Origin of the sequence: Aeromonas sp. L_1B5_3 (genome assembly GCF_963866575.1) — a bacterium.
Lineage (GTDB): Bacteria > Pseudomonadota > Gammaproteobacteria > Enterobacterales > Aeromonadaceae > Aeromonas > Aeromonas jandaei.
This window is the reverse complement of sequence record NZ_CAWMDN010000079.1, coordinates 1-12,091: the sequence shown is the minus strand read 5'-3', so window position 1 is coordinate 12,091 and position 12,091 is coordinate 1. Positions and strand designations below refer to the sequence as shown.

Here is a 12,091-nt window from a genome sequence, read left to right as displayed (position 1 = left end):
CCCGCGGGGAGCCCTGATTGTTATTTGGTGAACAGAGTGGCTGCTGCCATCAAGCCGAACGCGGCTTACTCCTGCGCCGGGCTCTCCTTGCCCGCCAGTTGGCTCAGCCAGGCGAAGCGGCGATTGGCCTCCTGCTCCGCCTCTTCATAGAGCTGGCTGGCCACCTCCGGCAGCTGGCGCTCCAGCCGCTGGAAGCGGGGCTCGTGGCGCAAGGTCTCGGCCAGCGAGGCATTGGGTGCCCGCGAGTCGAGTGCCAGCGGCAATTTACCCTCGTCAGCGCGGCGCGGATCAAAGCGGTAGAGCGGCCAGAAGCCGGTGGCGGTCAGCTGCTTCATCTGCTCGTGGCTCTCGGCCATGTCGTAGCCATGCTCCTCGCAGGGGCTGTAGGCAATGATGAGTGAGGGGCCCGGGTAGGCTTCCGCCTCCTGAATCGCCTTCACCGTCTGGTTCATCTGGGCGCCGAGGGAGATCTGCGCCACATAGACATGACCATACATCATCACGCTGGCGCCGAGATCCTTGCGACCCTTGCGTTTGCCCTGCTCACCAAACTTGGTGATGGCTCCAAGCGGGGTTGCCTTCGACTGTTGGCCGCCGGTGTTGGAGTAGCACTGGGTATCGAGCACCAGCACATTGATGTTCTCCCCCAGACTCAGCACATGGTCGAGCCCGCCAAAGCCGATGTCGTAGGCCCAGCCATCGCCGCCGATGAGCCAGACCGATTTTTCCACCAGATAGTCCGCATCGCGAGCCAGCTCATGGGCTGCCGGGGTCTGGCTCCCCTGCAGCAGCGCTCGCAACTGCTGGATATGGGCCCGCTGCTCGGAAACTGGCTGATTGGCATCGCCGAGCGCCTCGCGCAGCGCTTCCGGTATGGTGTCGCCCAAGCTCGCCAGCAGACGGCGCACCCGCTCCCTGTGCTGATCGACGGTAAGACGGAAGCCCAGTCCGAACTCGGCGTTGTCTTCAAACAGCGAGTTGGCCCAGGCCGGCCCGCGCCCCTCGGCGTTGGTGGTGTAGGGAGTGGTAGGCAGGTTGCCGCCATAAATGGACGAGCAGCCGGTGGCGTTGGCAATCAGCAGCCGATCGCCATAGAGCTGGGTCAGCAACTTGATATAGGGAGTCTCGCCACAGCCGGAGCAGGCGCCCGAGTATTCAAACAGCGGCGAGATGAGCTGGGAGGTGCGAATATCGATGCGCTCCAGCTGCTCGGCGCTGCGCTCTGGCAGGTCGAGGAAGAAGTCGTAGTTGGCCTTCTGCTCGTCGAGGTGATCGAGCCGTGAAGCCATATTGATCGCCTTGCGATCCGGGTTGCTGCGATCCTTGGCCGGGCACACCTCGACGCAGAGATTGCAGCCGGTGCAATCCTCCGGTGCCACCTGCAACACGTACTGTTGGCCGCGCATGTCACGGGATTTCACATCCAGCGCATCGAGAGTGGTGGGAGCAGCGGCCAGCGAATCCGCTTCCACCACCTTGGCGCGAATGGCCGAGTGGGGACAGGCGGCGACGCAGTAGTTGCACTGGGTGCAGAGCTCCGCCTCCCAGATGGGGATCTCCTTGGCGATATTGCGCTTTTCCCAGCGGGTGGTGCCGACCGGCCAGGTGCCATCCGGCGGGAAGGCGGAGACCGGCAGGCTGTCACCCAGTCCCGCCAGCATGGCGGCGGTGACGGTCTGGACAAAATCGGGGGCCTTGGCCGAAACCACCGGTGGGCGCGGGCGGCTGGCGGGATCCAGCTCGCCAAGTTGCACTCGGGTCAGAGCGGCGCAGGTTGCCTCCAGTGCCTGCCAGTTGCGCTCGACCAGTGTCTGTCCCTTGCTGCCATAGCTGGTGGCGATGGCCTGCTTCAGCAGGCTGGTCGCCTCTGCGTGGGGAATGATGGCGCTGAGCTGGAAGAAGGCCATCTGCATCACGGTATTGATGCGGTTGCCGAGCTGGCAGTCGCGGGCAATTTTGGCGGCGTTGATGATGTAGAAGCGCGCCTCTTTCTCGCGCAGGGCATGCTGTACCTCGCTGGGGAGGCGCTGCCAGATCTCCGCTTCGCTGTAGGGGGTGTTGAGCAGGAAGATTCCACCCGCTTTCAAGCGTTCCGCCATCCGGTACTTGTCGACAAACTGCCACTGATGGCAGCCGATAAAGTCCGCCTCTTCCACCAGATAGGCCGATTGCAGCGGCCGCTCGCCCACCCGCAGGTGAGAGACGGTGAGGCCGCCCGCCTTCTTGGAGTCGTAGACGAAATAGCCCTGCGGATAGAGGTCGGTGTGGTTGCCGAGGATCTTGATGCTGTTCTTGGCCGCCGAGACGGTGCCATCGCTGCCAAGACCGTAGAAGAGCGCCTCCAGCTTGTGTTGCTGGCTGTGGATGGGGCTGTGCGAATTGAGCGCGGGCAGCGGTAACGAGAGACCTGTGATGTCATCGAAGATGCCGACGGTAAAGCGCGGACGCGGGTTCTCCTGCGCCAGTTCGGCAAACACCGCCAGGGCGCAGGCGGGGCCGAACTCCTTGGAGGAGAGGCCATAGCGGCCGCCGATGACCCGCGGCAGGCTTGCCCGCTCGCCCCGGCTGACCGCTTCGGCCAGCGCCGTCATCACGTCGAGATAGAGGGGCTCGGCCTGTGCGCCCGGCTCCTTGGTGCGATCCAGTACGGCGATGGTGCGGGCACTCTTGGGAATCGCGGCCAACAGGTGCTCGGCCGAGAAGGGACGGAACAGCCGCACCTTCACCAGCCCCACCTTCTCCCCTTGGGCCAGCAGGCGCTCGATCACCTCTTCACAGGTGCCGATGGCCGAGCCCATCAGCACCACAATCCGCTCCGCCTGCGGGTGGCCGACATATTCAAACGGCCGGTAGTGGCGGCCGGTCTGCTCGCCAAAAGCCTGCATCGCCTCACTCACATGGCCATAGGCGGCGTCATACCAGGGGTTGCTCGCCTCCCGACACTGGAAGTAGGTGTCCGGGTTGGCAGCGGTGCCGCGAATGACCGGTTTGTCGGGGGTGAGCGCCCGGTCACGATGAGCACGGATGGCATCTGCGGGCAGCAGGGCACGCAGGGTGTTGTCAGCGAGCGGCGCTATCTTGGCGATCTCGTGAGAGGTACGAAAGCCGTCGAAGAAGTGGATAAAGGGGAGGCGGCTGTTGAGGCTCGCTATCTGGGAGATCAGGGCAAAGTCCTGCGCCTCCTGCACATTGCTGGCACAGAGCATGGCACAGCCGGTCTGGCGCACCGCCATCACGTCCGAGTGATCGCCAAAGATCGATAGCGTGTGGGTCGCTACGGTGCGTGCCGCCACATGCAGCACGAAGGGGATAAGCTGGCCCGCCAGCTTGTAGAGGTTGGGGATCATCAGCAGCAAACCCTGCGACGAGGTAAACGAAGTCGCCAGCGCGCCGGTCTGCAGGGCGCCGTGGACGGCGGCGATGGCGCCCCCTTCCGACTGCATCTCGACAACCCGGGGGACATCCCCCCACAGGTTCTTGCCCCGTTCGCTCGACCAGGCCGACGACTGCTCAGCCATGGCCGAGCTGGGGGTGATGGGGTAGATGGCGATGACTTCGCTGGTGCGGTACGCCACCGAGGCGACTGCGTTATTCCCGTCTGTGGTGATCATGTGTTTTCCACTTTGCTATGCCAGTTTGAAAGCCGATAGTTGCATCGGCAATGGATAGGTCGCAGGCATAGTAAGAGGGGCAATGAGAGCGTATCAAACGGGATAAATAATCAATTAATAAGTCAGTAATAGTGGTTAATTTAATCCCGCTGCGTAGATGCATGATTTTCTGCTGACATCCAACGGGAGGTGGCTGACGGGCCATTGGCATGGCCCGTCAGCACGGGGTTAACCCTGATCCACTTGCAGCCAGATGGCGCACTGATAAGGGGCGAAGAGCTGCATCGGTTCGCTTGGGTAATTGGCCAGCAGCAACCGCATCTCGTCTGCCACCTTGTCGAAGTGGGGCATCGGCAAGGGGGTCGCCGTGAGATTGGCGAGCAGCAGCAGGGTGTGCCGCTCTCCGCTAGCCGGATCCTGCCAGTGGCGGCGATAGCTGATGCGCTCGGGATCATCCCCATCCAGCAGTTCGAAATTGCCGTAGCGAACGACAGGGTGAGCCTTGCGCAGGGCGATGAGCTGGCGATAGCAGTGAAACGGCGAGTCGGGACGGGCCAGCTGCTCGTCAGCATTTATCTCGACGTGGTTGGCATTGAGGGCAATCCAGGGCGTGGCCGTACTGAATCCGGCGTGGGGGCCGGCGTCCCACTGCATCGGGGTTCGGGCGTTGTCGCGGCCAATGGCATCGAGCCGCCGACTCAGCTCGGCAGGATCCAGCCCTGACTGGCTGGCGCGATAGTTGATGGCCTCCACATCGCGCAGCTCACCCGGCTGCCAGTGGCGGTTGGTCATGGCGAGCTCCTCCCCCTGATAGATGAAGGGAGTGCCCTGCATCAGGTGCAGCACCATGGCCCACAGCTTGGCGCTGGTTTCCCGCCACTCTGGCCTGTCATCGCCAAAGCGGGAGACGGCGCGAGGCAGGTCGTGGTTGCCGAGAAACAGGCTGTTCCAGCCACGTCCGTGCAGCCCTTGCTGGTGGCGGGCCATGGCTCGCTTGAAGGCGAGGGGATCAAAGCGGGATGACCACTTGTTACTGCCCAGCCCCAGATGCTCGAAGTTGAACACCATGCTGAACTCGCTGCCATCCGTGCTGGAGTAGCGCTGCATATGGGCGAGATCGGCACCCCAGGTTTCCCCCACCGTAATGATCCCCTTGCCGCCGAAGCTCGCGGCATTGATCTCGCGGATATAGTCGTGCAGGCGCGGGCCATTGCTCATGGCCAGTCGGTCCCACTCCTTGCTCACCATATCGATCACATCGAAGCGAAATCCCTTGATCCCTTTGCCCAGCCAGAAGTTGATCACCTCTGCCATCTCGGCGCGCACCGCCGGGTTGTCCCAGTCCAGATCGGCCTGACTCGCATCAAAGTTGTGCAGGTAGTAGCGATCAAGCGCTGGCACATACTGCCAGCCGCTGCCGCCAAAAATCGAGGTAATGGGGTGAGCATCGACAAAGGCTTGATCCCGGAATACGTAATAACCCTGATAACGGGGATCGCCGGCCAGTGCCTGCATAAACCACTCGTGCTCGGTGGAGGTGTGGTTGGCGACGATATCCATCATGATGCCGATGCCGTGAGCGGCCGCTTCGGCGATCAGCTGCTCCATCTCGGTCAGGGTGCCGAAGGCGGGGTCGATGGCACGGTAGTCCGCCACATCGTAGCCGTTGTCCCGTTTGGGGGAGCGATAGATGGGGGTGAGCCAGAGCATATCGACCCCGAGGGTGGCCAGATAGTCGAGGCGCTGACGGATGCCGTTGATATCGCCCATGCCGTCGCCATCGCTGTCCTGAAAACTCATGGGGTAGATCTGGTAGATGACGCAGCTATCGAGGTCGATATCGGGCGTGTGAAGGGAGTGCGTATTCATCAGCTTGGCCGGTTGGGGGAGAAGATTTTCTATCTTACGCAGATGAGCTGCTACTCGACAGGGCAGAGGAAACCTTGAAAAGGGTTCCATAGTTGGCTGATTGCCAAAAGTGCGGGAAGGGTCACAAAGGTGCCATCCCAAGCCACGGCTGTGGTCGGGATGACACTGCACTTAGCGCTGATACTCTGCAGGAATAGAGGTTATTGAGCAGCCTTGGCCTGCTCGCTGCGCTGCTCCTGCTGGCGTTCGGTCTGGGCTTCCAGCTCCTTGCCGAGGAAGTAGTTCAGGAAGGTGCGGATCACTGCAATGATGGCGAGACGGATCAGCTCCTCCTTGCTTGGCGCGACCGTGGTTGCCAGGATGTCGGCGGCGAGCTGGAACTCCAGCGCCAAGATGAGCCAACTGCCGAAACAGAGGCGAATGCGCGGAAAGCCCGGTTCGTGATCCTCCATCCGTGCCGCCAGCCAGAGGGTCTTGCCAAGCCCTATTACCACACAGGCGATGGAGATGATCTCCAGCAGCAGCTGGAACAGCTCGACCCCGTGCATCATCCCTTCTCTCAGGCTCGCTATCTCAAACACTCGGGTCACCTCCATGATTCAAAAGAGGACACTATTAACATATCGCTCGGCAAAGGCCAAATCAGAGTCTCCTGATAAGCAGTGAGAGCTGTTCAATGAGCTGACGCGCAGTGGGGCTGACTCCGGCCAACTGGAAGAAGCCGTGTATAACACCCAGTTGCCGCTGACAGGTGGTTCTGACACCGGCTTGCAGCAGTTTGCGATAGAGGGCTTCCCCTTCATCGCGCAGCGGATCATATTCCGCCGTTACGATATGGGTCGGTGGTAATCCTGACAGGGCGGGATGGTGGAGCGGGCTGGCTTCGGGATGAGTGGCGGGTAGCTCGCCCAGATAGGCGTGAAAACCGCTTAACAGCATGTCGCGGGTGATGAGGTAGTCATCCCCTAGCTGCCGATAGCTGTCACTGTCGCCCGCAGCATCGAGCATCGGATAGATGAGCAGTTGGGCTGCAGGCAAGGGTGCGCCTTGCTCCTTGAGTCGCAAGGTGGTGATCAGGGCGATGTGCCCGCCGGCACTGTCGCCCGCAAGGACAACCCGCGCCGGATCCCCATGCCATTTCTCCATATCGGCCATGATGGCGAGCGTAGCAGCCAGTGCATCGTCGTGTGCGGCAGGATAGGTGTGTTCGGGGGCAAGGCGGGTATGTACCGCGAACACCAGTGCTTCGGCGCGATTACACAGCATGCGCATCTGGCGGTCGTGGGTGTTGAACTCGCCACTGACAAAACAGCCGCCATGAAAGTAGATCAGGGCCGGACGGCTTGCACTTGAGGTGGGCGCTGGCTGATAGAGGCGAATGGAATAATGGCCATGTTGCCACTCTTCGATAGCGCCAACCTCCTCCCGTTCACCGCCCAATATGGCCGAAGCAAGATAGCCTTCACGTCGCGCCTGCCAGCTCAGGCTACTCGCCTTGGGGCGGCCTGCAGCGATGAACTCCGCCACCATGGCCGCAATGGCCGGTTCAAGTTGTATATCCATAACGCACCAATAACTGTATATAAAAACAGTTATTTTGCGCCTTTAGCCAGAGAGCGCAACCGGCGTTAGCTGAGGCAGCTCACAAAATCAGACTTCAAGCAGATGGAATTCAATCACATAGAGCGGCGGCAGAGCGGGGTAGATATCGCGGATCACCTGTTTGAGCTCGGAGAGGGTCATGTTCTCCTGACGGGCGTGCTCCTCATTCAGTTCATCGAAGGCCACTGCATTGACGGAGAGCACCTCTATGGTGCCGAAGGGCTGGTGCTCCGGGTTGGTGAACAGCGCCAGCCGCTGGCCAGGCTGCCAGTTGGCCTCGCTCTCGTCGCGGATGGTGATGGTCTTGCGGCCCGCCTGAATGTCGGCAACGAAGCGGCTGAAGAAGGTGAATTCGGGATGGGTAGACATGGCTCTCTCCTGACAGGGTGAATCGAGATGGGATGAATGGAAATCAAAGGTCGAGATAGGCGCGCAGCCTGGTCAGATCGGCGATAACGGGGCCGTCGCTGCCGTCGGCCACTATGCCCTGTTCGACCAGCTCCTTGAGGGCGCGGCGGTAAACCCGCTCTGTGGTGCCGAAGCGCGCCGCCTCGTGGGCCCGCTTGCGTGACCCCAGCATGGGGGTGCGCTGGCGTTCTCGCCACAACTCATAGGCGATGTTGTAGGCAATGGGGTGGAGCAGCCGGCTGGTGGTGATCTCCAGGGTATCGAGATAGTCGCTGGCAAGTGCCGCGGCGAAAAAGAGGGTCAGCTCGGGTTCGGCCAGCAGCCGCTGGGCCAGCTTGTCGGCACAGATGACCCGTGCGTCCAGCTCGGTCTCGGCCACCACGTTCCACTGCACCGGAGTGGCGCTGAAGAACTCCATTTCTCCAAAGATCTGGCTGTGACACTCAATCTCGCCAAGCTGGAAGATGCGGCCCGAGTGGACGGCGCTATTGAGGGAGACCCGCCCTGCACCCACCAGATAGAGCTGCTCGCTCAGCTCCCCCTGTCGCATGATGGATTCGCCCGGCAGGTAGCGACGCAGAAACAGGGTGCACGCTTCCAGCGCCGCGGCAAAGCGGGGTTCCAGTTTGGCGAGTTCGGCGTGAAAACGACCGAGGGGATAGGGCTGTTGCTGCATGACGTACCTGTCGCACCGATGACGAGGGCCATGAGGCTAGCAAGAGCGCGGGCCGGATACCAGCCCGCCTCCTGTCGAATGTGCCGTGATTAACGATTTGCGGGTTATTGCACCAGGGCGTGGAGGGCGGCGGCGATGGCGTTTCGCTCGCCGTTCATCATGGCCTGCTCGGCGTTGGCGTACTCATTGACCCCATCCTGCACATCCTGCTCGAACAGCACCACGTTGCAGAGCACGGCGGCAACCCGCACCTTGCGCAGGCGCCCCACGGTCAGCAGGGAGGCGGTCTCCATGTCTGCCCCGAGCACGCCACGGGCATGCCAGTAGCGGCATACCTCCTGCTCATCATCCCGATAGAAGCTGTCGTGGGAGCGCACCAGCCCGTGCCAATGAGGTTGGCCACTGGCCGCCACCTGATTGAGCAGGGCGGCCTGCAGCCAGATGTCGGCGCAGGCGGGGTACTCTGCAGGCAGATAGGCCTGCGAGGCCCCCTCATTGCGTACCGCCCCTTCCACCACGATAAGGTCGCCAAGACCGATGTCGTGCTGCAGGGCGCCGGCAGAGCCGACCCGAATAAGCGAGCGGGCACCTGCCTGCACCAGCTCTTCCAGCGCTATGATGGCCGAGGCGCCGCCGATGCCGGTGCTGCAAACAGTGATCGGCACTCCCTGATAACGGCCATTGATGAGACGAAACTCCCGGTGCTGGCCCAGCACTTCACACTGTTCGAGCTGGCTGGCGATGCGATCAACCCGGGCCGGGTCGCCGCACAGCACCACCCGCTCGGCAATCTGATCGGGGCGGCACTGGAGATGGGGTAGCAGCGTCATGGCTTATACCCCCTGTGGCTGGCGCTTGGCGGCAATCACCCAGAGGCGGGTGCCGTTGGCGGCGATAAAGAGCAGGAGCAGGTATTCGAGCGACATGGCGTAGACACCCTGCGCCGCATAGATACCGATGCTGATGATGTTGATAACCACCCAGAGGATCCAGTTCTCCACATATTTGCGGGTCATCAGGATCTGCGCGACCACCGAGAGCACCGTCATGGTGGCATCCCAGAACGGGAAGGCATCGGGGGAGGGCTCGGGAGTGGCAAGGTTGGCACCAAACAGGTTGAGCAGGGAGACCGAGGTGCGCGCCAGCGCAGCGAACACCGGGTCGATATAGCGGGTCAGCAGGGCGATGGCCAGCACGCTCACCAAGGCAGTGACGATGAGCTTGGATTTGCTGAGCCAGCGGATCTGCAGGGTATCCCCCTGATCGTTGGCGGGGCGGGTCCAGGCGTACCAGCCGTAGACGTTGGCGCAGAAGAAGAACAGCTGCAGCAGCAACAGCCCGTAGAGCTGGATCTGGAAGAAGATGATGGCAAACAGGGTGACGTTGATAAGACCGAACAGGTAGTTGATGGTCTTCTCCTGACTGGCGAACCAGATGCAGGCCAGCCCGAACAGGGTACCGATGGCTTCAATCCACGACATGGCGTAGCCGCCGCCCAGCGGTATGGTCACCAGGGTGTTATTGATGCTGAACAGCTCGAATATGCTCATTTTCTGATCCTTGGCATGGAGGTAGTGCGAGGGTGCCATTCTAGGTGGTGCGGCAGCTGCCGGGCAGGACTTTTGTCCCCCCTGTGCTTGGCACACATCAAAGAAATCCAATCCGATGACCGCCTATTCAAGCGCTGATGGGTTATGGTGCGATAGCTGGCCGGACTTTATTGATATGTAACAAGACCATAGCCTCACGGCTGTGGTCTGATAGAGTCCACTCTCCGGGAGGAGAATCGTGTTGTAAAAGGAGGTTTCATTGAATTCCGAGCTTGTCTGGGTGCTCTCTCTGCTGGCGGGTGCCATCTATCTCTTCATGACCAATAAAGTCCGGATGGACGTGGTCGCCCTGTTGATCATCATCCTCTTTGTGCTGAGCGGCACCCTCACTCTGCCGGAGGCGCTGGCGGGTTTCAGCGATCCCAACGTTATTCTGATTGCCGCCCTGTTCGTGGTCGGGGATGGGTTGGTGCGCACCGGTATCGCCTATCAGGTGGGGGATGCGCTGGTGAAGGTGGCGGGCAGCAGCGAGACCAAGCTGCTGGTGCTGTTGATGGTGGCGGTGGCAACGCTGGGGGCTGTGATGAGCAGCACCGGGGTGGTGGCCATTTTCATCCCTGTGGTGCTGAGCGTGGCGAACCGGATGGGGATCCCTGCCGGTCGGCTGATGATGCCGCTCGGCTTTGCCGGGCTTATCAGCGGCATGATGACGCTGGTGGCGACACCGCCCAACATGGTGGTCAACAGTGAACTGATGCGCCACGGTATTCACGGCTTCACCTTTTTCAGCTTCACACCGCTCGGCGCCCTGATCCTGCTGTGCGGGATTGTCTACATGCTGCTGGTACGCGGCTCCCTGGTGGGCGAGGGGGAAGAGGGCAAAGGCAAGCAGAGCGGACGGCGCACCTTTCGCGACCTTATCCGCGACTATCGCCTTACCGGCCGGGCTCGCCGGTTGGCGCTACGCCCCGATTCACCACTGATTGGCCATACCCTGGATGAGTTGCAACTGCGCGCCCGCTATGGCGCCCACGTCATCGGGGTGGAGCGCTGGCGCAAGTTTCATCGGGTGATGGTGCCGGTCTCGGGGATCAGTGAATTTCAGGCCAGGGATGTGCTGCTGATCGATATGTCCGATCCCGAGGTGGACGTGCGGGAGTTTTGCAGCGAGGCGCGCCTTGAGCCGATGATCCTGCGCGGCGAGTACTTCTCCGATCAGGCGCGGGAGGTGGGGATGGCCGAGGTGTCGCTGATCCCAGAGTCAAGCCTGCTTGGTAAAACCGTGCGCGAGGTGACCTTCCGCTCCAGCTACGGTTTGAGCGTGGTGGGGCTGCGCCGGGATGGCGAGACGATGGGTGGCAAGCTGGTGGATGAGCCGCTGCAGATGGGGGATACCCTGCTGGTGGTGGGCAACTGGAGTCATATCCGGCTGCTGCAAACCCACAGCCGTGACTTTCTGCTGATGGGGCTGCCGGCCGAGGTAGACGAGATGGCGCCGGCTCGCAGTCAGGCCATTCACGCCCTTATTTGCCTCGGGGTGATGATCCTGCTGATGGTGACCGACCCGGTGCCCAACGTCATTGCCGCGCTGATCGCCTGCCTGCTGATGGGCAAGTTTCGCTGCATCGACATGGAGAGCGCCTACAAGTCGATCCACTGGCCGACCCTGATCCTGATTGTCGGCATGTTGCCCTTCGCGCTGGCGCTGCAAAAAACCGGCGGGGTGGATCTTATCGTGGGCGGATTGATGAGCGCAGTGGGAGAGATGGGGCCGCGAGTGATGCTGGCCAGCCTGTTTGCCCTCTGCGCCGTGATCGGTTTGTTCATCTCCAACACGGCGACGGCGGTATTGATGGCGCCGATTGCCTTGGGCACGGCGCAGCAGATGGGGGTGTCGCCCTATCCGTTTGCCATGACCATCGCCATCGCCGCTTCGGCCGCCTTCATGACGCCGGTCTCGTCACCGGTGAATACCCTGGTTCTGGGGCCGGGCAACTACAAGTTCGCCGACTTTATCCGTATCGGCGTCCCCTTCACCCTGCTGGTGATGGCGGTGAGCGTGATAGCTATTCCCTGGTTCTTCCCGTTCTGACCATTCGATGCAAATAGATGTTTATCTGGCGGCCTGCGGGCCGCTTTTTTGTGGGCGAGTGAAAGCCGTATCGGGAAGATCGGGAAGGGGGAGCCGCAGGAAAGTGGGTCAAAAGAGGCAAATTTCAGATACAAAAAAACCAGCATAAAGCTGGTCTGTTTGGTACTTCGTTCAATGGTGCGGAAGGAGAGACTCGAACTCTCACGCCTAGGGCGCCAGAACCTAAATCTGGTGCGTCTACCAATTTCGCCACTTCCGCAAATTGATGGTGGCTATGACGGGA

The 12,091-nt window shown here is 61.4% G+C and carries 9 protein-coding genes and 1 tRNA gene; 1 reads left to right on the top strand and 9 read right to left on the bottom strand.

The genetic code is table 11. The features are described from left to right. Positions 1 to 65: 65 nt before the first annotated feature. From nifJ to pnuC, 8 genes are all read right to left on the bottom strand, one after another. Positions 66 to 3,611, bottom strand: a complete 3,546-nt coding sequence (gene nifJ, locus AACR93_RS04675; RefSeq protein ID WP_043850125.1) for a pyruvate:ferredoxin (flavodoxin) oxidoreductase — start codon at positions 3,609 to 3,611, stop codon at positions 66 to 68. Positions 3,612 to 3,839: 228 nt separating this feature from the next. Continuing rightward, a complete protein-coding gene (locus tag AACR93_RS04670; protein WP_043850124.1) occupies positions 3,840 to 5,480 on the bottom strand; it encodes an alpha-glucosidase in 1,641 nt (546 codons plus the stop codon). Between the two features lie 200 nt (positions 5,481 to 5,680). Beyond that, positions 5,681 to 6,061, bottom strand: coding sequence for a DUF1622 domain-containing protein (locus AACR93_RS04665; protein ID WP_033115688.1), 381 nt, complete (start codon positions 6,059 to 6,061; stop codon positions 5,681 to 5,683). A 61-nt stretch (positions 6,062 to 6,122) separates the two neighbouring features. Continuing rightward, positions 6,123 to 7,043, bottom strand: coding sequence for an alpha/beta hydrolase (locus AACR93_RS04660; protein ID WP_043850123.1), 921 nt, complete (start codon positions 7,041 to 7,043; stop codon positions 6,123 to 6,125). A gap of 87 nt (positions 7,044 to 7,130) precedes the next feature. Then, on the bottom strand, positions 7,131 to 7,451 hold the full coding sequence (gene yqfB, locus AACR93_RS04655; protein ID WP_043850122.1) for a N(4)-acetylcytidine aminohydrolase: 321 nt from the start codon (positions 7,449 to 7,451) through the stop codon (positions 7,131 to 7,133). A gap of 43 nt (positions 7,452 to 7,494) precedes the next feature. Then, positions 7,495 to 8,166: a Crp/Fnr family transcriptional regulator gene (locus AACR93_RS04650; protein ID WP_043850121.1), complete on the bottom strand. Its 672-nt coding sequence runs from the start codon at positions 8,164 to 8,166 to the stop codon at positions 7,495 to 7,497. Between the two features lie 104 nt (positions 8,167 to 8,270). Then, positions 8,271 to 8,996 carry a nucleoside phosphorylase gene (locus tag AACR93_RS04645; protein ID WP_043850120.1) on the bottom strand — a complete coding sequence of 242 codons (726 nt, stop codon included), beginning with the start codon at positions 8,994 to 8,996 and terminating at the stop codon, positions 8,271 to 8,273. A gap of 3 nt (positions 8,997 to 8,999) precedes the next feature. Further along, complete coding sequence (gene pnuC, locus AACR93_RS04640; RefSeq protein WP_043850119.1) at positions 9,000 to 9,716, bottom strand: nicotinamide riboside transporter PnuC; 717 nt, start codon at positions 9,714 to 9,716, stop codon at positions 9,000 to 9,002. A 259-nt stretch (positions 9,717 to 9,975) separates the two neighbouring features. Between pnuC and AACR93_RS04635 the strand changes: the two genes are divergently transcribed. Then, complete coding sequence (locus AACR93_RS04635; RefSeq protein ID WP_043850118.1) at positions 9,976 to 11,808, top strand: SLC13 family permease; 1,833 nt, start codon at positions 9,976 to 9,978, stop codon at positions 11,806 to 11,808. 175 nt (positions 11,809 to 11,983) lie between these two features. Here the strand turns inward: AACR93_RS04635 and AACR93_RS04630 are convergent. Then, a tRNA-Leu gene (locus AACR93_RS04630) sits at positions 11,984 to 12,067 on the bottom strand. Between the last annotated feature and the right edge of the window lie 24 nt (positions 12,068 to 12,091).

Coding starts and splice junctions, on each gene's coding strand:
- nifJ (WP_043850125.1), bottom strand. CDS start 3,611: ATGATCACCACAGACGGGAATAACGCAGTCGCCTCGGTGGCGTACCGC.
- AACR93_RS04670 (WP_043850124.1), bottom strand. CDS start 5,480: ATGAATACGCACTCCCTTCACACGCCCGATATCGACCTCGATAGCTGC.
- AACR93_RS04660 (WP_043850123.1), bottom strand. CDS start 7,043: ATGGATATACAACTTGAACCGGCCATTGCGGCCATGGTGGCGGAGTTC.
- yqfB (WP_043850122.1), bottom strand. CDS start 7,451: ATGTCTACCCATCCCGAATTCACCTTCTTCAGCCGCTTCGTTGCCGAC.
- AACR93_RS04650 (WP_043850121.1), bottom strand. CDS start 8,166: ATGCAGCAACAGCCCTATCCCCTCGGTCGTTTTCACGCCGAACTCGCC.
- AACR93_RS04645 (WP_043850120.1), bottom strand. CDS start 8,996: ATGACGCTGCTACCCCATCTCCAGTGCCGCCCCGATCAGATTGCCGAG.
- pnuC (WP_043850119.1), bottom strand. CDS start 9,716: ATGAGCATATTCGAGCTGTTCAGCATCAATAACACCCTGGTGACCATA.